Genomic DNA, 19,769 nt, shown 5'->3' on the forward strand with positions numbered 1-19,769 from the left:
TTTTACCGTTTTCTTATTTGTACTTAGGAACTTCAATCGTCAATTTATAGGAATCTATTAAACTATACAAATTATAAATCTGTTTCACTTGTTTTGTTGCCCAGCCAATATCAGTTGCATATTGGTGTGAAGCATATCCATATTTCTCTACAGCTGTAGGATTCCATCTCATTTTGTAAAGCGTGTCCTGGCCAGCAGAGATATATCCTTTGGCGATGAATTCGGCTCCGCCTATGATGGCCGCCTCCGGAGTGAACCAGCCTGCATTATAGGCATATTGAGCGCCGCTGCTTACCGCCGTTCCGTCAAAGGCTCCGACTCCATACATATTATAGACCGTTTTCCCGTTCACCTTTACGCCAGTTGCTAACGGTGAGGTGCCATTCCCGGTCTCCAGCAAAGCATGTGAAATCAGGTAGATTTCATTGACCCCATATTTTTCCCCTGCCGCATTGAAGGTTGCAGCTTGGCCTTGTAGAATCCCTTTACCTGAAAGGATTCTATTATTCACTTCAGAAACGTTCATGTTGGTGACTTGGGAGAGCTTGACGAATTGGAATGACTTGATTGGATCATTCACAAAATTATTGGGGTTGAGATTATATTCTATATCTTCCGGACTGGCATTTACCCATGTCTTGCTATAGTCCACCTCATACCAATAGTATCCGTCAGAGCCCTTTACTTTTGATTTAATATTCATAGATTGATTATCGCTGACAGGACCTACAACCCAATAATTAGATCCAGCCCCACCCCTGACACGCCATCCGGTTCCTTTTACCGTACCTTTTGTTGAATTGATTAAAGTTAATCCATCTTCACGTATGTAGGTTTTATAGTTTTTATCCGTTTGACTATTTACGGCCATTTGAATTTCAACCATCTTTTCCATCGTAAGATTATACTCCTTATCAATCCTGATTATCGATTCATTCGAACTTCCTGGACCTTCCGGTGCATTGACCGTTAAATATTGCGTGCTGACATATCCCGTTTTTCCATTGGCCGTGACTCTTGACCAGCCATTAGACTCTGAATACACCGTTACGGCCGTATTATTTACAAGCTTGGCTATAATTGAAGCGGTAGCTGATGCAACAGACCGCATATTCAGATTGGAGCCATCATTCACATTTACATATTTAACTAACGTGTTCTCTACTTCCTCCGGATTCAGCTCCGGTAAAGAACCAGGCATCGTTGCTGATAGATATTGCGTATTGACATAACCCTCCCCGCCATACACTTTAACTCTTGACCAGCCATTGGATTCCGAGACTATTTCTACCTCTACACCCCTTGCCAATTTCACAATGATGGAAGCACTCTCTGCTGGCTGATTCCGCATATTCAGTGAACCCGAGCTGACATTTACATATTTCGTCATTGTTTTTTCAGGTATGGATGGTTTTGAATCCGTTCCTGGCTTTGCCGTTGAAAGATAGACAGTACTGACATATCCATCCTTCCCATTTGCCTTGACCTTCGCCCAACCTTGGGATTCCGAATACACCGTCACTTCGGTTCCTTTGGACAGCTTTGCGACTATGCTCGCGCTTTCCGAGCCGCTTTTTCGCATATTGAGCGTCCCAGAGCTTACGTTTACATATTTCGTCGTCGTTTTTTCAGGCGTGACGGCCGTTGATTCCGTTCCTGGTTTTGTTGTCGATAGATATTTGGCACTGACATGGCCGTCTTTTCCATTTGCATTGACTTTGGCCCAGCCATTGGATTCCGAATACACCGTCACTTTCGTTCCTTTGGACAGCTTCGCGACTAAGCTGGCGCTTTCCGAGCCGCTTTTTCGCATATTGAGCGTTCCAGAGCTTACATTTACATATTTTGTTGTCGTTTTTTCAGGTGTGACAGGCGTTGATCCCGTTCCTGGCTTTGAATCAGATAGATATTTGGTGTTGACATATCCGTCCTTTCCATTAGCTTTGACTTTGGCCCAGCCATTGGATTCCGAATAGACCGTCACTTTCGTTCCTTTTGAAAGTATGGCGACTATGCTTGCGGTAGCTTTTCCACTTTTTCGCATATTTAGTGCGCCCGTGCTCACATTCACATACTTCGTCGTCGTTTTTGCAGGTGTGGCTGCCGTTGATCCCGATCCCGGCTTTGCAGCAGACAGATATTTGGTGCTGACATATCCGTCCTTTCCATTCGCTTTGATCTTCGCCCAGCCTTTGGATTCCGAATAGACCGTCACTTTCGTTCCTTTTGAAAGTATGGCGACTATGCTTGCGGCAGCTTTTCCACTTTTTCGCATATTTAGTGCGCCCGTGCTCACATATTTCGTTGTCGTTTTAACCGTTGCCGCAGCTTTGGTTACCGTTCCAGGCTTCGTTGCCGATAAATAATTGGTACTGACATATCCTTCTTTTCCACTGGCTTTGATTTTCGCCCAGCCTTTCGATTCCGAATACACCGTTACCTGTGTGCCTCTTGTCAGCTTCGCGACCAGGCCGGCACTATCACTGCCGCTTTTTCGCATATTTAGTGAACCTGTGCTCACATTCACATATTTCGTTGTCGTTTTAACCGTCGCCAAAGCTTTGGTTACCATTCCAGGCTTCATTGCCGATAGATACTTGGTACTGACATATCCTTCTTTTCCATTGGCTTTGATCTTCGCCCAGCCTTTGGATTCCGAATACACCGTCACCTGTGTACCCCTTGTAAGCTTCGCGACTATGCTGGCACTATCACTGCCGCTTTTTCGTATATTTAGTGAACCTGTGCTTACATTCACATATTTTGTTGTCGTTTTACTGGCTACTGCAGTTTTCGTTAAAGTCCCTGGCTTTGAGGCCGATAAATACTTCGTACTGACATATCCTTCTTTTCCATTGGCTTTGATCTTCGCCCAGCCTTTAGATTCCGAATAGACCGTTACCTGTGTGCCATTTGCCAGCTTTGCAACTATGGTTGCACCTTCCGCCCCGGTTTTTCTCATATTGAGCGAACCGGAATTCACATGTACAAACATGACATCTTCAATATTTTGCTGTTCAGCATTTAGTGGAGCTGCAGATATTTTTTCTTCGAAAGCAACTGTAGACAACACTGCAAAACAGAAAGTTGGTATAATTAATTTTTTCATCTCAATCTCCCTACTAAAGAATTATATTTTTAACATTTATTTAAATATCGGTTAAAATTAGTATGATGATATAGGTATTTATACTCATTCATCTAAAATATATCAAATTCCTTTAGATCTACAGGGAGATGAAGAGATTTGTAACATAATAGCAAACTGATTGAGATTTAAGTAACTAATTAGAAATATTCGCAATGAAGCTTCCGCGATAAGCCAATAATGAAAATAAAATATATTGATATAATTACTTAGTGCTCAAATTAATCCTTATGGGACGAGCATCTTTCTGCATTTACCGAATATACATAAAGGGTGAGCACCCGTTCCTTATATTTGACGGATCGAGGCAATAACCTATATAATTACTGTATATAACTTATAAGAATCCTTCTGTTAAGGGGAGTAGCTATACAATAAAGTCGTCAGTACAGGATTGAATCCTCGGCTTTATTGGCAACTGATTTTAGTTGTTTGCAAGACCTTGCCGATTATTTGGTGAGGTCTTTTAATTTTTAATAGACGGTATAACCAATAATCGGTTATACCGTCTTTTTTATTCGAAAAAATTGCACAATAGAGGTGAAAAGTATGCAGAACTATAATGAATTAGCTCAAAGCGTTAAGATTTCCGATGATAAAAAGCATATATTGCTTGATGCCGCCCCATCTTTATCACTAATCGGAAAAGGCCGCAGCGCATATGTATTCCGAATACAATCCACCAATAAAGCACTAAAAGTGTTTTTCCCAGATCATACTCAAACAGCTATAACTGAAGCTGAAATATACAAAACCGTCCAATCCATCGAATACTATCCCACCCTATATGATGCGGGGGAAAATTACCTGGTTATAGATCACATTGAAGGCAACACTCTTTTTGAATGTTTAACTTTAGGGATCCCGGTAACGGAAGAAAACATCGCGGAGATAGACCATGCGCTGCAATTGGCAAGGAAAGAGGGATTGAACCCTTCGGATATCCATTTACGAAACATCTTCATCACTTCCGAAAAAAAGGTGAAGATCATTGACGTTGCAAGGTTTAAACAAGTGAAATCCTGCAATCAGTGGCACGACTTGAAAAGTGCATTTCACCTTTTCTATTCGAAGTCATTTTTTCCGAAGAAGATCCCCAGCTTCATATTGAATTCCATTGCAGCAATTTATAAAAAGAGATTTCTACCCATCTGATCATCACTATAAAAAATCACATTGGAGGCACATATGAAAAAAATAATGACCATTGCTTTACTGTCCATCCTTACATTAAGCGGATGCTCGCTTTTGGGAGAAGTCAATTCATCATTGGAGTATGCGGATAATGCGACGGAGTATGTAAATACCGTTAAGGATTTTACCAATGAGGTGCCCGCATTATCACAAGATGCCGTCACGAATGACGAAGCAAGAGCAAATCTTGAAAAAGAACTGGAATTGATGAAAACGGAGATTGAAGAATTCAATGCAACTGAACCACCCCAAATCGCTGAAGGCTTCCACGAGAAGCTCGTCAGCTCAAATCAACAGCTTTCAGAGGGCATTGAATTATATCTGAATAATATTGAAAATGGCCAGATTGACCCTAAGGCATTGGAAGACTCAGAGATTATGAAATCAATCGATAATATAACTGGATTGGCAAAACAAATTGAAGAGTTTGGTAATTAAGCAGGCTGCAATGAATAAAAAGGAGCGGTCCGAAACAAATTATTGACATGAAACCAAAAGGTTTTATATAATCGACAAAGCGAAACCAATTGGTTTTATATCTTTAATTAAAAAGGAGAATCAGTATGGAAAATCAACATACATTACAGGATATCAAGAAGACGGTCATTCTTGAAGCACCTATCCAAAAAGTTTGGGATACAGTTTCGACTTCCGAGGGCATAGCTTCTTGGTTCATGCCTAATGATTTTCAACCGAAAGTGGGACATGAGTTCCATGTCCACTCACCTTTTGGTCCATCTCCTTGTAAGGTAACGGAGTTAGATGCTCCACATCGGCTTTCATTCAGTTGGGATACGGACGGGTGGAGCATCTCGTTCATTTTAAAAGAAATGGATGGCAAAACGGAGTTCACCCTTATTCATGGTGGTTGGAAAGGGCCTGAAACGATTCTTCCGAAACCGAACGAAAAAAGCTCAGTCATTCGTGATAGAATGGATCATGGCTGGGAACAGATCGTTAATCAAAAACTTAAAAAGGCTGTTGAGGGCTAAGTGGCTGCAGCAGAAAAGCATGATGTATTTCAGGCTATCGCCGACCCAACCCGCAGAAAGGTCCTGCAATTGCTCGCTGAAGGGGATTTACCCATTTCAGAAATCACCTCTCACTTTTCCATGAGCCGTACAGCGATTGCCAAGCATCTTCATATCCTTTCTGAAGCTGAATTGGTCAGTGGTCGGAAGGTAGGAAGGGAAAAACGCTTTCGGCTTCAGCCAGAACCTTTAGCGGAATTGAAACAGTGGCTTTCCTTTTACGATCAATTCTGGGATAACAAACTATCCATCCTTAAACATGTGATTGAAGGTTCAGCGGAAAATGGATTGAAAATCATCGAAAAAGAAATGGACACGGATGAACCTTCATAAGAAAACCCCCGGCGCATTGCACCGGGGGTTTTCTTCATTAATTTATGCATCCAGCTCAACCTTGTGCGCTTTGCGCTTCCTGATGACCATCGTTAGCAATAATAATAGATTAAAGACTATGATGCATCCAGTAAGGAACACTATACTCGTTGTCAATGCATCCGCTCCGAGACTCGTACTCATCGCCTGACGGAAGCCCATGACCGAGTATGTCATCGGTATGAACGGGTGAACATGACTGAAGAAGTTATTGGTCAGCTCCACTGGGAACATCCCTCCGCTTGCACCTAGCTGCAATACAAGGAATATCATCGCCAATAAACGACCTGGATTTCCAAATCCTACGGTCAAGAAGGTTACGATGAACATGAAGGTAAGGGAAGTCAGTATGGAAACCCCAATGAATTGCCCCATGTTCTCGACCTGTAAATCCATTCCCCAAATCATGATCGCATCCAACACCAATGCAGATAGTGTCGCTTGGATGAATAGAACCGTAAATTTACTGAACCACCATGCCACTCCTGATGTTGGCCTTGTTGAAGGCAAGCCTGTCGGGAATCCCATATTGAAGGCAATGGCTCCTACAAATAGCCCAAGGGACAATACATAAGGAGCCAATGCATGACCATAATTCGGCACGTCACTGCTTTTTTGTTCCTTAACCTGAGTCGGCTCAGCAATCATGCTGTAATTATCCTCTGTAGTTTTATTTTCACTTATTTCTTCTGCACCATCACTGAGTTTTTCAGAGAGCTCGACCGTTCCATCTTTAAGCGAGGAAATTCCATCACCCAATTTACCGGAACCTTCAGCAAGTGCTGATGAGCCTTCATTGATCTTACCTGCGCCATCAGCAAGCTGAATGACTCCATTGCTTAAAGTAGGCAGATTGCCTGCCAATTGTTCAGTGCCTTTAACAAGTGCTGATGAGCCCTCGTTCAAGGCAGCTGAGTTGGCGTTTAGTTGATTGGCACCACTAGCCAGTTTGTTTGCCCCTTCGCCAACTTGGCTAACACCGAATGCATACTTCTCAAGACCATTCCCAAAGGAGGATGACCCTGCTTGAAGTTGTGAAACCCCATCTACCAACTGACCAGAACCCTCAGTTAGTTTTGAAAGACCATTATTTAACGAGGAACCGCCTTGTGCTAACTGGTTGATCCCCTTCACTAATTCTGGTGTCCGTTCATTTAAACTATGTGTTGCCTCCGTTAATTGATTGCTCCCCTCAACAGCTTCATTCAAGCCGCCATTTAATTGGGTTGCACCAGGAATCAATTGTTCTTCCAGTGCGTTCCTTATTGCCGTATATCCGTTTAACGCTGTAACGGTGTTTGGATTGACCTTATTCACCGCATTATTTAAATTGGCCACTTGTTCCGGAAGCTGACCTAATCCATTCAATACGGGCATTACTTTATCCGTTAATTGCGTCGATAAGTCGGATACACTTGCAGCAAGAGTCGATGCAATCTGTTTTTGTGCTTCCGCCTGGTTTTGAAGTTCATTTTGAATGGCTCCGATTAATTCGGATTGTTGTTCACCGGTCAAGCTTTTGAACGCTTCCGTGTTTTGAACGGCATTGATTGTACTTTGCCCATTATTCGCAATTGTTGATTGAAGTTCGATTAAAGCCGCTTGGCTATTCTTGAGATCTTCATTAATGCCTGATACGGTACCGGACGTGCCGCTTCCTGCGGGAACCGCTTCTTGCAATTGATTTACACCGCTTTGAATGCTAGTCAGTCCTTGCTCAAGTTGACTCAGCTGTTCCTCTGCGGGCAATTGGCCATCCATTTTTTTCAGGCCGTCATTTAACGCCTCGCTTCCTTCTGCCAATTGATTGATTCCCTCATTTAAACTCTGCTGACCTGCTGCCAACTTTGGAATTCCTGTCGATTGGTCCGTCAGCTGGCTTGCATTTTGTGATAATTGATTCAACCCATCATTCAAATTCGCACTGCCTGATTGAGCTTGTGCCAAACCATTATTTAAACTTTGGGCTCCTGGAACCACTTTGGCCAGCCCAGTGGAAAGTTGGGTAGAACCTTGTATAAGTGCCTCACTATTATTAGTTAATTCCCCTGTGCCTGATGCGAGTTCGTCCGCACCCTGTTGCAACTGACCGACACCGGAAGTGTATTGCGAAATTCCCTTATTTAATTCCGACGCGCCACTTTCAAGCTTATTTGCTCCTTCCATAAACTCGCCTACGCCAATTTGAAGTTTATCCGCTCCATCTTTAAAGGTTAAAGTGCTGGAAGCTAATTTATTCAGATTTTCTGTCACTTCTGTGTTTCCTTCATGCAGTTTTTCAGCACCGTCATCCAGTTTGGATGCCCCATCTGCTGCATCGTCCAATCCTTCTCCGATTTCATCCAGTTGGGAAAAGATCGCTTCCGCATATTCTTTTGTGACACTTTCGGCAATTTCCGTTTTCAAATTATTCGTTGCCTGTTTTCCGACCGTTTCAGAAACGAAACTTCGTCCAGGGTTCACGTCATACGTTAAATTCATTTTTTTTGGCTTATCATCCATGACGGTTGAAGCATTTTTTGAAAAGTCTTCCGGAATGGTAACGACCATATAATAGGTCCCATCATCGAATCCTTTTTTCGCCGCTTTTTCCGTTACGAAATGCCATTCTAAATCATCATTGTCCTTCAATTGCTCGATTAGCTCATTACCGACTGATAAGGTCTTGCCCTCATATTCCGCCTTCACATCCTTATTCACGACCGCAACAGGCAATTTACCTGTATTCCCATATGGATTCCAAGCAGAACTAAGGAATAACCCCCCATAAATAATCGGGACGAACAGTAAAACGATTGCGACACCGAGCAGTTTTCGATTTGTAAGGAAAAGCTTCCATTCCTGTTTAAGCATGTTCACTTCTTTTCACCTTTCTTTTCACGCAGTACATCACTCAATGACGCCTTATTCCAATTAAGAGTCGGTATGTCCGTGGTGCCAAAGCTTTCTTTAAGCAAATCCGCTACTGTTTGACTGGAAAAGAACTCGATTAAAAGTTGATCCGCCCGAGAAAACATCCGACGAAGGACGTCCATCCCCTTCTCCGCATATTCTCCATCTTTAAACGCTTTTTCTATAAGTCCTGTATCCGGAAACATCGAAATGGGACCTTCCATCGCCTCAATGATTTCAAGGTTTTTAATCTTATCTACACTTTTGGCAAGAGTAAGGCCGCCATTATTACCAGGAACGGAAGTGATTATCTGCTTAACGACCAATTTCCTTATGATTTTTTTCAAATAAGAAGGAGATACTTCTAATCGCCTGCTGATCTCATTTGAAGAAAGCGGTACATTTTTATCCTGGGTAGAGAGTATAACAATGATGCATATAGCTTGCTCGACCCCTTTTGTAAATTGCAAATCAGTTCACCTCTTTCAGCATCTATATGGATATTCGATATCCATAATGGATATTCGGTATCTATAATTAAAGCCCGTTTCCTCTTAGAAATCAAGTTATTTTTAGAAAAAATTCCTAAAAAAAGATGAACCCCTTATTACAGCACCATACGGGGTTCACCTTTACCAGGATCTATTATAGTTCTTTTAGAAATTCATTGACCGCTTCTGGAGTTTTAGCATTTGCACTGTGCAGATGTGCAACCTTTTCTCCATTTTTAAATACTAAAAATGATGGAATTCCCATTACCGTTTGCTCTTCAGAAATCTCAGGGAACTCGTCACGATCGATTGTAAACCACTGTTTGTCCTGATGTTCTTGAGTGATCTCATCGATGAACATGTCTAAACGTTTGCAGTCCGGACACCATGTAGTCGTAAAAATCCCGACCGTCAGTCCCTCTTGGTTGATTTGTTCACGGTATTCTTGTTCTGTATTGATATTTTTCATGATCGTCTCCTCCGGGCTTTTCTTATCCTCATACATTAATCCATGAATTAATGTACTCAAGGATTAATATATAATTAATTCGTTCACAGCACAAACGGTTTATCCTGGATCAATCTAACTCTTGCCCGTTTAATGTACCTTTGCTACGTACTGGGCAGCGACGCCACTTCCTGGAATCCAAATCTCTCATTTATGAAAGAGGAGATCCTCGAAATGAACGATCAATAAAAGGGCCATGATTGAAATTGCCCATTTAAAGTAAAAATATAGGAACATCCGATTTGGACGTTCCCGTTCTTATTCCATTAAAGCCCCCTATAATGATAACTGTAAAGCTAATGAAGCTTTTTTAAAAGCTGCGTTTGCCTGGCCAAGCTCCTTGCATTTTACTTAGGAATACAATTTGTCCAATATGATATGCGTCGTGCATTGCTAAACTCTTCAGTTCAAGCACTAATGAATTATCTTCTCCTGGGATCTGTCTATACAAATCTTCATGTTCTGATTTTGCTAGTATTTTTCCAAGTTCACGATGAACATAAAAGTATTCTTGTTTTGTTTCCTTCCAATTTTCTACCGTCTCAGTTGGTAATCGAAATGTAGATTCATTATTTTCTGCCTGTGGTTCATTCGCTGTTTCACCAAGAAATCGCATCAGAAATCTCTTTTCATAGAAAAGTAAATGACAAACTAATTCCCAAATGGAATTCATTGCCCCATCAGCTGGTTTCCAAATGGCCTGTTCAAAAGTGATATCCTTTAGCACTTTTTCAAGTGGTGGAAACCAGTCTTCTTCATCTAAGCAGCTTGCCCATTGCTGTAACAAAAGTGTCTTTACATCCATTTTCTATTCCCTCCAATTTAATCCCTTTAATAGCTAATCCCTTTGGTCAAAATTCATTTGCGGCGTGTTGTAGATAGCTCACTAATTAAGGTGTCATGCCAATTCCTTGTTCAATTAATCTGGCCATTTACGGAACAATGAACCTTCCGTTATTTGGAAAATTCTGATAACCTTAGTTTATCAGAAGTTGTGTTAACTGAGAAAGAACAACTGTCTAAAACCATTTTGGTTATCTTTTATATGTTAGATGGTGTCTAAGAATTGGAACCATCTAACATAATGGTCTAGATATTTAGTCGCTACACCATTAAAACGTTCCATCCAGCTCTTTAAACGGCTGATCCCTTTAACTTGCTCCCTACCATTTGCTTTAAAGCGATGATGCTCAATCCGAAGGGAATACCCTTCAATCATACATTCGATGAACTGAAGCCTTTTACTAGGCATATGAGTTCTGTAAGAGGCGTGTTCGTCCTATCTGTGAATGTCTTGATAGACTGTATGTTGGGGAAAAGCCCTTTTACCGGCAATCTCTTTCTTCTTGGTTTGAGATACCCATGCTATCGAGGCAATGACCCCGAATACGATCACGCCCATCACTATCAATAAGCTTCTTCTTTCATGGCTGGCTCCTTCGGTCATGGTGTATTCACTTCATATTCATGTTCGGCCAGGAACATAAAAATGGTATTGTTAAATTCTCTTTTAGACTGCTAAACTTGCTGTCTTAAAGTCATCAACCCTTCCACTATTAACATGACTTTTCTTATGTAATCCCATAAGGTATTTTGGCTATTTGTGTTAAAATATACATTAAATTCCGAGTGTTTCTGCTTAAGTAGTTTTTGGCAAATGAAAAGGGAGTGTTGTTAATGAATCGAATTTGTAATCAGTGCCAAACTGAAATGATAGATGAATGCAAAGTAAATATTCAAGGCGGAATGAATGGGATAAAGATTAGTCAAAAGAAAGGACTCTTCAGTAGTGTTTCTGCATACCCTAAAGCGTCTGTATGCCCGAACTGCGGTTATGTAGCTTTCTATATTGATGAGTTTAGAGAATTCATTACGTACCATAAATGATTACGATTTATTCAAAATTTTAATATATCCTTATTAAAAAAAGTGAAACTCCCAATTATATATCAGGAGTTTCAGGCTTATCATCTTAAGGCTTGAATCAGTTTGGTAGTTTGGAGATACATCAATGGCAGGCGGGCAGCCCTGCTTCTGATGATTGAATCGGTCGAATATGTTTATGGCCAAAATATAAATCTACATCATTCCACTTTTTTCAATTTCATTGATCCTTCGCCATCCAATGAAATATCTAACTGCTGATTTATGACTAGCGAAAGCGGAAAGATTTCCGACACTTTATCCGAGAAAATCCAACGCCGTTTCCTTGGTCCTAAAAGTAAAAACGAACCTGCTTCATGTTCTCCCATGAAATTCAATCCATCTTCCCTTATCGCCTCATCATTCCTTACAGGTATACCATTACTGATCAACTGATTTCCCAAGTCCATCACTTCATCTGTCGTAATGTTTATTTCACTAATGCACAGGACGTTTTGGACTGAAAAAGACTCAGCCTCGGATGTGGGTGATACGGAATATCTCGATATGAACTCGACTATGTTGCCTGAAGGATCTAAAAAATAAAAAGCATGTGCGTCTGAATAGCTGAAATAAACTTCGTCCTCATCATCTTCCCTAGTCAATTCCACTTTTGATTTCGCCCATGCTTTTGCCGAAGTAAATAAATTGGTAGGTATGTTCATGGCAAAATGATAAAAAGGCTTTTCTTGGTGATGGCATTTTTTAATTTCAAGCACACTTTCCCCTGCCTTGATTTCGAAACTATCATCAGTTTGCGAAAGTAACTCAAATCCTAACACATCAACATAAAAACCCCGCATTTCATTCCATGCATGACTATACAAAGTGACCTTATTGATAATCAACGTTTAATCCCTCCTGATCCCAATCAAACGAACCAATATTGCAAAATGATGCTGCATTTGTGCAAGCATTCCTACCCCTCAAAATCTATCTATATATTCATATTCACTCTACCTGCTTTTACCACAAAATGCCTACAGAATTTCCCTTCCTTAAGAAAAGATCACCTAATCGGCGGCCCCACGTTTCTTATAGGAATGGCAGCTTTATTGAAAGATCTCTCCGCCATCGCAGTTTACTCTCCATTAGGGCATTTTTCATCTTAAAAGGTTCACTCTTTAATTTTCAGTCCAATCATGCCCGCAAAGACTATCGCTTGATCCGGGGAAACTTCGCATCCATTTAAATCTTCCATGGATACGGTAAGCCTTTGAAATGTAGAACTGCTAATATCAATTCCCTTGAGCGGTGTCCGGGAAAAGTTCACTTCATTTAATCTACATGTTTCGAACTTCACTTTGATGAATTTACACTCATAATAATCAGCACTTTCCAATGAGCAATGATCGAACTTCACTTGCTTTAAACTGGAATAACCGAAAGCACTTAAATTCAAGTTGCAATTCTCAAAGGAGACATTCCCTAAACTTGCGTCAGACAGGTTAATGCCTAAAAGTTTGGACTCCTTGAATTCCACCCGATGAATCGAGCCACCCATAAAGTCGGCATTCGTCAAATCACAATGATCAAAAATGACATCCGTCAGCTCGATATTCCTGAATGATACATCGCTGAATGTCACATTTTTAAATACCACCTGTGATAAAACGACTTTGTCTATCTTTTCTCTATCGATCGTGCCATTCGTTATGATACAGGAATCAAGATAAGGCTCATCCTGATAATATATTTCCTGAAAGTTCGCTTGACTTAAGTATTGGGGGATCTTTGGCTGTTCAATTTTGATTTTGCCTGACATATTATCACCTTTTCGCTTGATTTCTTTTTCCCAACCGCATCACACTTCTTTACAGGAAACAGTGCGTTTTGCTTTTAACCGCTTACCCCTTTATTTGAAAGGTTCGTGCATGGAACCGATAACGGTCCCGCTGGTAATTCACCAACTGGCCTACTCAATTTCGGCTTAAATATAAACTATATTCCAGTGAAGTTCAATCTAAGAATTTCACGAAAATGACTATTATTTTTCGTTCTTTTGTGTCATCTACAAGCATCATTTTTCAAAAAAAGCTGCCCCATCGGCAGCCTCGTGACTTAAATTTCAGTATTGAATCCTGTTGGTATCCGTAAATAATAATGAGCTGCACTTAATATGGTTATCATTCCGCCTATCAGAAAAAATGCTTGAAAGATATTACCTCCAACAGTCGGGGAATGGGATACAAAACCATTTGAAAGCAGCAAAAGGACACCTAATCCCAATAAGAATAGAGCCATTTTTTTCATACTTCTTTTGAAAAGGATATATCCCGTAAGAATGATGAAGTACAAGGCGGCAAGTACCATAAAAAATGGAAATAACGGTTTGAATTTTGCCGCATACACGAAATAATCGAAACTGGAAATATCATCCGCATCCATCGTCTGATCATCATTAACATGTGTGAAATGCGTGGAATACTTCCATTCCCAGGGTCTATCCAGAATTTCACTGCCTTCATACCAGGTACAAAACGTAAAAACCATAAAGAAAAGCGCAGCGATAATCATTTGCGAAAATTTGTTGATGGTCAATATCATCTCCTCCAGTTGCCATTATACCAATAAATAGGAGGTTTTCAATCGGAGTTCACGGTGTTAATGCAATATGTAAACAAACACTGTTTCCTGAATAATATAATGTAACCACTTTTAAGGAGCGTTTGAGATATGATCACTCATGGAGATGACCTCCTTATTTCAGGAGCATGGTTACTTGGTATCGGCACACTTGTAGGTGCAATCGGGCAAACCCGGCAAACTTTAACGAGCACTAACCTCGGAAAAGACCTGGTCCTCAAAGGGAATGGCATCGAAGCCGTTGGAATTTCGCTGCAAGCAATCGGCCGTTCGAAAAAGCTGAACCCGGAAAATGAACATTCGGAAACCTATTTCATATTCGGTGCTTGGCTTGAAGCTGTTGGCAATATCGCAAATGCAGTTGGAATAGATATGCAATTGAGTGGTTCATTCGAGGAGGGCACCAGAACCGATGCGATCGGCAGCGGAATCCAAGGCCTAGGTTCCGCTTTTGAGGCATTCGGGGCATCACTGACGGAGGAGTCCATTTCACGCTCTTTGGAGATCAAGGGAAATGGACTCATTGCAGCAGGTTCTTTTTTGGAATCGATCGGAAATATTTTCATTTTAAATGAAAAACGACGGATGGGAGAACAAATTCTTTTACTAGGCAGCTGGACCCAAGTTTTCGGTGCATTTATTTTGATCGATGCTTTTTCACTTGGCCCAGAACCCGAACAATCTGAGAAAAATAAGGATGGGCATAACGGCCATTATAGCTATGCCAACTATTGCGTATGATTAAGGGGCCACGAGTTCGATCTTCATCCGATCAGGATCTTCAAAATATACCGCATAATGATCCTCCCCGCCGGCGAATGGGTGCTTGTCGGCATAAAGGATGGCAACTCCTCTGTCCCTTAATTTTCTGGTGATTTCATCAACCTGATGACGGGAATTGGCATGAAAGGCTAGATGGTTAAGACCCACTCGCCCCCTATGATAGGGAATGTCAAGAAACCTTGTTTCCGCTTGGACAAAAACAATGTACATCTCCCCCAACCTCCAACTCCTTCCGCTTTCCCACTCCTGAAAGGTTTCATAGCCCATCTCGTCCAAAAACCAGCCCCAAAAATCAATGGTCGTCTTTAAATTTGAAACATACAGCTCACTCAATATGATGAAGAAATCCCTTTGACAACTTATCTTCCTCTTTCATCGTTTAATTTAACAACCAGTGTCATCGATATATTGTAAAACACAGAGTTGGGACAATCGTTAACTTAATCTTTTCATAAGCGTGAAGCCTATAACAAAAAGAAGCAGGAAAGATATGCGGGATACCTCCGACTGCCCTGTACGACCATTATTACTAGGTGGGAACTGTATGTCAGGCTACATAATTTATCTCAGAGGAAGATCGATGCTCCCCAAAATGGTAGGAATACCCGTTATCACGACAGGGACCTAACAAGGACTTTAATTTCATTACCCGATAGCGCTGCTTCAAATCCTTGGCGCCAATCTTCCAATGAGACAATTTTGGTCACCATTTTTTCTGTATCGATCTTATGCTCTTTCAGCAGCTCCAATGCTGTATGCCAAGAGCTTGGTTTTTGAGAGCGTGTGCCAACATACTGAATCTCCCTTTGAATGACCGATTCTTGGTCAATTGGATTCATTTTCTCCCTCGAAATGCCAACTTGTACGAATGTACCTTTTTTCTTCACCAACGGGAGGCCTTGATTGATAGCCGGTACTGCTCCAGAACACTCAAATAATTTATCCACTCCGTAACCGTTTGTTTGCTTAAAAACGATTTCTTCCAAGTTCTCTTTCTGAATATCCACAATAACATCTGCACCAAGTGATTTAGCCAAATCCAGTCGATTTTTATCCTTTGTAATTCCCGCCATAATGACGAAAGCACCTTGAGCCTTGACTACCTGGCATTGCAGAAGACCAATGGGACCCGGTCCAAAAATAAGGACTATATCGTCTTCTTCTATAGTTGTTTTTTCTAATGCAGCATGTACACAGCAAGCGAGCGGCTCGGTCAAAGCGGCAGCTTTCAGGCTAATGTCCTCAGGCAGTACGTGAATGCTCTCTTCACGGGAGACTACATATTCTGCAAAGCTTCCGTTTACTTGTGTGCCTATTCCGGTGCGGTTTGAACAAAGGTTATAATCTTTTTCCAAGCAATATACACATTTTCCGCACGTAGTATATGTGGTTTCGCTCGTTACTTTATCTCCTACCTTAACTTTTGTAACACCATTCCCTACCTCTACAACCGTCCCGGAAAATTCATGCCCGAGCACGACAGGCGTTTTCGAATTTCGATATTCCCCTGTAAATGTATGAATGTCGGTACCGCAGATTCCTGTATAGGCCACTTTGATTTTGACCAGATCATTTTGCACTTTTGGTTCCGGTAGATTTTCAAGGGACATATTGTCATGTCCTGGTGCTGTTTTCATTACTGCTTTCATGTCTATTCACTCCTTATTTGGGATGATCAGCACTTTTCCATATGTCTCAACCCTATTAATGATCATGTTGAAGGCTTTTTGCGTATCTTCGAGCTCAAAACGATGAGAAATTAATTCTTTTAGCACGATTCTCCCTTTATTGATGAAATCGATGCTCTTCGTCCATTCTTCACCAGGGAATGGAGCTGAATATGAATTCCAAAACCCTTTTAATGTTAGTTCTCTTCTAAAAATACTCTCAAATGCTTGCTCGGAAAGATGAACATCTGAATAAGCGATTCCTAAATAGCCGACTTTTCCTTTTTTACGGGTTACCAGCAGGCACTGTTCCTGTGTTACTTTAGATCCCGCACACTCGAGCGCAATGTCCACGCCCATTCCATTTGTGTACTCGCTAATTTTTTCAAATAAATCCTCTTTCATTGGATTGACGGTTCTCTCGCATCCCAAGGCAGCTGCCACTGCTAATTTATCATCGGAAATATCAATGGCGATAATTTCTTTTGCCCCGGCAATTTTCAGCCACTGTATCGTTAAAATGCCAATCGTTCCAGCGCCAAATACCGCTACTACATCACCCAGTCGGGGTTGAATATTCAATACTCCGTGAAGCGCAACAGCCAATGGCTCGATCATGGCCGCTTCCTCGAAATCCATCTCTCCGATCGGCAGCACATTGACGGCTGGAATGTTAACATACTCAGCAAAGGCACCGAATGACTTGGAACCAATCATTCCGTGATTCTCGCATACAGAATATTCCCCCCGCCTGCAATACTCACATTCACGACAAGGAATGAAAGGAATCGCGACCACACGATCGCCAATATTTATATCAGTAACATCTTTACCCGCTTCCACAACATAACCTGAGAACTCATGGCCCATAATAGCTGGGAGTGCATATTTCCATTTATTCATCATCTTGTGTGTATCTGATCCGCAAATTCCAGCTGCCATCACTTTTATTTTGACTTCATTCGCTTCACATGGATGGATAAATATTTCTTCACATTTCATATTATTTTCTGAATATAAAACTGCAGCTTTCATCAGTCATTCCCTCTTTTACTTTAGTAATCTTTAGAAAATGGATGCCCATAATTGCGAGAATTTAAGTATGATCCAGTTGAACAAGTTTCCGCCCATATCCAGGCTGGAAATGAGTGTGGCACCTTCGGGCATGTCAAATTTCGCCCCTTCCATCATCTGTGTGTGAATGATGGCAAAGTCTGTCGCCATGTATAGGGAAAACGCAATCATCACGGTACCGGCAAGGACCGAATGGACAATGTTCCCTCTAAGAAATCCAACCACAAACGCAACATAAAACGGGATCGTAGCTAAGTCACCAAAAGGCAATACCTTGTTCCCTGGTAAAATAACGGCCAGAAACAATGTAATCGGAACTAGAATCAATGCTGTTGATAGAACTGCGGGATGACCTACAGCTAACGCTGCATCCAAGCCGATATAGAGCTCCCGATCGCCATATCGTTTTTGCAGGAAGGAGCGGGCCGCCTCAGAAATGGGGATAAGACCTTCCATCAAGATTTTCACCATTCGCGGAAGAAGCAGCATAACGGCCCCAAGGGAGATACCCGTTTGAAAAATTTCACCCGGTCCATAACCGGCCAGTAAACCTATTACACAGCCAAGAAATAATCCCATCATCATTGGTTCTCCAAAAATGCCAAAACGCTTTTGGATTGATTCAGGGTCTGCATGGAGGTTTCTGATGCCGGGAATTTTAGAGATAAACATCCCTACCAAAATACCAATCGGTGCAAATGCTGCAGTAGAGCCAGTCGGCAAGGAAATCCCTTCCAGCCCGTAGAATTTTTGAACCATCGGTGCTGTTTTGTCTGCTACGAACAGAACGGCCAACTGATAAAAAACGGTACATAAAATGGCAAACCACCAGCTACCCGTTACAACATACCCTGTCGCACCCGCAGCAATAAAATGCCAGTAATTCCAAATGTCAATATTCAGTGTTTTAGTTAATTTCAATAAAATAAGCGCAATATTGATAAAAAAACAAATAGGAATCAGTATAGCTGCCACTGGTGAAGCAAATGAAAGGGCTGCGGCAGACGGCCATCCTGTATCAATCACTGTTAGGTTAAGCCCAAAACGTTCTACCATCTGTTGGGCGGCCGGACCTAGGTTTGTAATGAGCAAATTAATAACCAGATTGATCCCCACAAATCCGATTCCGATGATGATGCCAGATTTAAACGCTTTCTTAAATCCCGTTCCAAACATCATCCCAATAATTAAAATCGCAATCGGCAGAATCACCGTAGGCCCTAAATTCAATACTTCCTGAACCACTGATAAAAGCTTATCCATAATTAACCCCCTGCTTTCCTTTTCTTTTTAGGATTAAAAATTATGTGCGGTTTAGCTTTTTAAATGACCTAAGATCTTCTGATCTAATTTGTCCATCCCGATTCCAGTAATGTATGCAGTCGCAATTTCTGCTGGGATGCTATATGTTGTTGGTAAAATGGTGGTAGAAACAATCAAATCCGCACTTTCTTGACGGGAAGATACTTCAGATATTTTGCATTGCACAACCTCGGCATTTACATGATTATCCTTCAATAAATTTTCCACTCGGTTACATACCACCGTTGAAGTCGCAATCCCTGCTCCACATGCCACTAGAACTGTATACTTTTTCATATCATTACTCTCCCTTTGCATTCAAATTTATTTTTTTAAAAACAGAACGAATCTCTTCGTTTGTTTGTGCCTTTGAAATTTGCTGATAATTACGTTCATCCTGAATCACTTGCATTAACTGCTGCAATACCTTCAGCTGGCTGTGCGGTTGATTAAGCCCCAGCATTAAAATGACATATACATCAACTTCTTTTGTATTATCATCCATCAAACGAAATCGGATGGGTTTTTCCAGTGTGACGACACCAATGAATTGTTCGAAAACACATTCTGGATCAGTATGAGGTATGGCTACGTTGTAATGGTCCAAATTTAGCCCCGTCGGGAAGGAAGCTTCCCTTTCTTTGATCTTACCTAGAAAGGAGTCACTAACATACCCTAGTTTGAATGCTTCTTGATACATTACATCAAAAAGCTGATCTTGGTTTTCACATTTTATATGAAGTTTGATTAAATCATCTTTAACAAATTGCTCCAATGGCATGTTCTTTCCTCCAATCC

General features: G+C 41.2%; 20 protein-coding genes and 2 pseudogenes. 6 read left to right on the forward strand and 16 right to left on the reverse strand.

Annotation, left to right across the window (positions count from 1 at the left end):
* Positions 1-13: 13 nt before the first annotated feature.
* Entirely contained in the window at positions 14-3,109 is a 3,096-nt protein-coding gene (locus tag IOC57_RS13615) for an SH3 domain-containing protein (protein WP_207439239.1), read from the reverse strand.
* 588 nt (positions 3,110-3,697) lie between these two features.
* On the opposite strand from IOC57_RS13615, the gene IOC57_RS13620 reads away from it, so the two are divergent.
* From IOC57_RS13620 to IOC57_RS13635, 4 genes are all read left to right on the forward strand, one after another.
* Positions 3,698-4,303: a protein kinase family protein gene (locus tag IOC57_RS13620; protein ID WP_207439240.1), complete on the forward strand. Its 606-nt coding sequence runs from the start codon at positions 3,698-3,700 to the stop codon at positions 4,301-4,303.
* A gap of 33 nt (positions 4,304-4,336) precedes the next feature.
* On the forward strand, positions 4,337-4,780 hold the full coding sequence (locus IOC57_RS13625; protein ID WP_207439241.1) for a DUF6376 family protein: 444 nt from the start codon (positions 4,337-4,339) through the stop codon (positions 4,778-4,780).
* Between the two features lie 125 nt (positions 4,781-4,905).
* Positions 4,906-5,334 carry an SRPBCC family protein gene (locus IOC57_RS13630; RefSeq protein ID WP_207439242.1) on the forward strand — a complete coding sequence of 143 codons (429 nt, stop codon included), beginning with the start codon at positions 4,906-4,908 and terminating at the stop codon, positions 5,332-5,334.
* The gene (locus IOC57_RS13635; RefSeq protein WP_207439243.1) at positions 5,335-5,706 is read left to right on the forward strand and encodes an ArsR/SmtB family transcription factor; all 372 of its coding nucleotides are present in this window, start codon (positions 5,335-5,337) and stop codon (positions 5,704-5,706) included. It abuts the gene before it with no gap.
* Between the two features lie 42 nt (positions 5,707-5,748).
* Here the strand turns inward: IOC57_RS13635 and IOC57_RS13640 are convergent, their stop codons facing one another.
* The 6 genes and pseudogenes from IOC57_RS13640 to IOC57_RS13665 all read right to left on the reverse strand — a co-directional run bounded on the left by IOC57_RS13640 (position 5,749) and on the right by IOC57_RS13665 (position 11,083).
* Positions 5,749-8,598 carry a YhgE/Pip domain-containing protein gene (locus IOC57_RS13640; protein ID WP_286184849.1) on the reverse strand — a complete coding sequence of 950 codons (2,850 nt, stop codon included), beginning with the start codon at positions 8,596-8,598 and terminating at the stop codon, positions 5,749-5,751.
* A 2-nt stretch (positions 8,599-8,600) separates the two neighbouring features.
* Entirely contained in the window at positions 8,601-9,107 is a 507-nt protein-coding gene (locus IOC57_RS13645) for an RrF2 family transcriptional regulator (RefSeq protein ID WP_207439245.1), read from the reverse strand.
* A 175-nt stretch (positions 9,108-9,282) separates the two neighbouring features.
* Positions 9,283-9,633 carry a thioredoxin family protein gene (locus IOC57_RS13650; protein ID WP_286184850.1) on the reverse strand — a complete coding sequence of 117 codons (351 nt, stop codon included), beginning with the start codon at positions 9,631-9,633 and terminating at the stop codon, positions 9,283-9,285.
* 313 nt (positions 9,634-9,946) lie between these two features.
* Positions 9,947-10,441, reverse strand: a complete 495-nt coding sequence (locus tag IOC57_RS13655; RefSeq protein WP_207439247.1) for a DinB family protein — start codon at positions 10,439-10,441, stop codon at positions 9,947-9,949.
* 149 nt (positions 10,442-10,590) lie between these two features.
* Positions 10,591-10,831, reverse strand: a pseudogene (locus tag IOC57_RS25915) (IS1595 family transposase); the annotation flags it as partial.
* An 84-nt stretch (positions 10,832-10,915) separates the two neighbouring features.
* The gene (locus tag IOC57_RS13665; protein WP_207439248.1) at positions 10,916-11,083 is read right to left on the reverse strand and encodes a hypothetical protein; all 168 of its coding nucleotides are present in this window, start codon (positions 11,081-11,083) and stop codon (positions 10,916-10,918) included.
* A gap of 230 nt (positions 11,084-11,313) precedes the next feature.
* On the opposite strand from IOC57_RS13665, the gene IOC57_RS13670 reads away from it, so the two are divergent.
* A complete protein-coding gene (locus IOC57_RS13670; RefSeq protein ID WP_207439249.1) occupies positions 11,314-11,523 on the forward strand; it encodes a hypothetical protein in 210 nt (69 codons plus the stop codon).
* A 197-nt stretch (positions 11,524-11,720) separates the two neighbouring features.
* On the opposite strand, the gene IOC57_RS13675 is transcribed toward IOC57_RS13670, so the two are convergent.
* The 3 genes from IOC57_RS13675 to IOC57_RS13685 form a co-directional block, all read right to left on the reverse strand.
* A complete protein-coding gene (locus IOC57_RS13675) occupies positions 11,721-12,407 on the reverse strand; it encodes a VOC family protein (RefSeq protein WP_207439250.1) in 687 nt (228 codons plus the stop codon).
* Positions 12,408-12,676: 269 nt separating this feature from the next.
* Complete coding sequence (locus IOC57_RS13680) at positions 12,677-13,324, reverse strand: pentapeptide repeat-containing protein (protein WP_207439251.1); 648 nt, start codon at positions 13,322-13,324, stop codon at positions 12,677-12,679.
* A 296-nt stretch (positions 13,325-13,620) separates the two neighbouring features.
* A complete protein-coding gene (locus IOC57_RS13685; RefSeq protein WP_207439252.1) occupies positions 13,621-14,100 on the reverse strand; it encodes a DUF4306 domain-containing protein in 480 nt (159 codons plus the stop codon).
* 135 nt (positions 14,101-14,235) lie between these two features.
* Here IOC57_RS13685 and IOC57_RS13690 point away from each other — a divergent pair, with 135 nt between their 5' ends.
* A complete protein-coding gene (locus IOC57_RS13690; RefSeq protein ID WP_207439253.1) occupies positions 14,236-14,886 on the forward strand; it encodes a DUF6944 family repetitive protein in 651 nt (216 codons plus the stop codon).
* On the opposite strand, the pseudogene IOC57_RS13695 reads toward IOC57_RS13690, so the two are convergent.
* From IOC57_RS13695 to IOC57_RS13720, 6 genes and pseudogenes are all read right to left on the reverse strand, one after another.
* Positions 14,887-15,286, reverse strand: a pseudogene (locus IOC57_RS13695) (VOC family protein).
* Between the two features lie 253 nt (positions 15,287-15,539).
* Positions 15,540-16,577, reverse strand: a complete 1,038-nt coding sequence (locus IOC57_RS13700) for a zinc-binding dehydrogenase (RefSeq protein WP_207439254.1) — start codon at positions 16,575-16,577, stop codon at positions 15,540-15,542.
* A gap of 6 nt (positions 16,578-16,583) precedes the next feature.
* On the reverse strand, positions 16,584-17,630 hold the full coding sequence (locus IOC57_RS13705; RefSeq protein ID WP_207439255.1) for a galactitol-1-phosphate 5-dehydrogenase: 1,047 nt from the start codon (positions 17,628-17,630) through the stop codon (positions 16,584-16,586).
* A gap of 30 nt (positions 17,631-17,660) precedes the next feature.
* The gene (locus IOC57_RS13710; protein ID WP_207439256.1) at positions 17,661-18,932 is read right to left on the reverse strand and encodes a PTS galactitol transporter subunit IIC; all 1,272 of its coding nucleotides are present in this window, start codon (positions 18,930-18,932) and stop codon (positions 17,661-17,663) included.
* Positions 18,933-18,983: 51 nt separating this feature from the next.
* Positions 18,984-19,268, reverse strand: coding sequence for a PTS sugar transporter subunit IIB (locus IOC57_RS13715; protein WP_207439257.1), 285 nt, complete (start codon positions 19,266-19,268; stop codon positions 18,984-18,986).
* Between the two features lie 4 nt (positions 19,269-19,272).
* Positions 19,273-19,752 carry a PTS sugar transporter subunit IIA gene (locus tag IOC57_RS13720; protein WP_207439258.1) on the reverse strand — a complete coding sequence of 160 codons (480 nt, stop codon included), beginning with the start codon at positions 19,750-19,752 and terminating at the stop codon, positions 19,273-19,275.
* Positions 19,753-19,769: the final 17 nt, after the last annotated feature.

This window comes from Bacillus sp. SD075, assembly GCF_017355165.1.
Classification (GTDB): domain Bacteria; phylum Bacillota; class Bacilli; order Bacillales; family DSM-1321; genus Peribacillus.

Bases quoted from the DNA above. Each gene is read 5' to 3' on its own strand.
- IOC57_RS13670 (WP_207439249.1), top strand. From the start codon at position 11,314: ATGAATCGAATTTGTAATCAGTGCCAAACTGAAATGATAGATGAATGC.
- IOC57_RS13710 (WP_207439256.1), bottom strand. From the start codon at position 18,932: ATGGATAAGCTTTTATCAGTGGTTCAGGAAGTATTGAATTTAGGGCCT.
- IOC57_RS13715 (WP_207439257.1), bottom strand. From the start codon at position 19,268: ATGAAAAAGTATACAGTTCTAGTGGCATGTGGAGCAGGGATTGCGACT.
- IOC57_RS13655 (WP_207439247.1), bottom strand. From the start codon at position 10,441: ATGGATGTAAAGACACTTTTGTTACAGCAATGGGCAAGCTGCTTAGAT.
- IOC57_RS13615 (WP_207439239.1), bottom strand. From the start codon at position 3,109: ATGAAAAAATTAATTATACCAACTTTCTGTTTTGCAGTGTTGTCTACA.
- IOC57_RS13625 (WP_207439241.1), top strand. From the start codon at position 4,337: ATGAAAAAAATAATGACCATTGCTTTACTGTCCATCCTTACATTAAGC.
- IOC57_RS13700 (WP_207439254.1), bottom strand. From the start codon at position 16,577: ATGAAAGCAGTAATGAAAACAGCACCAGGACATGACAATATGTCCCTT.
- IOC57_RS13665 (WP_207439248.1), bottom strand. From the start codon at position 11,083: ATGACCGAAGGAGCCAGCCATGAAAGAAGAAGCTTATTGATAGTGATG.
- IOC57_RS13680 (WP_207439251.1), bottom strand. From the start codon at position 13,324: ATGTCAGGCAAAATCAAAATTGAACAGCCAAAGATCCCCCAATACTTA.
- IOC57_RS13720 (WP_207439258.1), bottom strand. From the start codon at position 19,752: ATGCCATTGGAGCAATTTGTTAAAGATGATTTAATCAAACTTCATATA.
- IOC57_RS13690 (WP_207439253.1), top strand. From the start codon at position 14,236: ATGATCACTCATGGAGATGACCTCCTTATTTCAGGAGCATGGTTACTT.
- IOC57_RS13640 (WP_286184849.1), bottom strand. From the start codon at position 8,598: ATGCTTAAACAGGAATGGAAGCTTTTCCTTACAAATCGAAAACTGCTC.
- IOC57_RS13620 (WP_207439240.1), top strand. From the start codon at position 3,698: ATGCAGAACTATAATGAATTAGCTCAAAGCGTTAAGATTTCCGATGAT.
- IOC57_RS13630 (WP_207439242.1), top strand. From the start codon at position 4,906: ATGGAAAATCAACATACATTACAGGATATCAAGAAGACGGTCATTCTT.
- IOC57_RS13705 (WP_207439255.1), bottom strand. From the start codon at position 17,630: ATGAAAGCTGCAGTTTTATATTCAGAAAATAATATGAAATGTGAAGAA.
- IOC57_RS13650 (WP_286184850.1), bottom strand. From the start codon at position 9,633: ATGTATGAGGATAAGAAAAGCCCGGAGGAGACGATCATGAAAAATATC.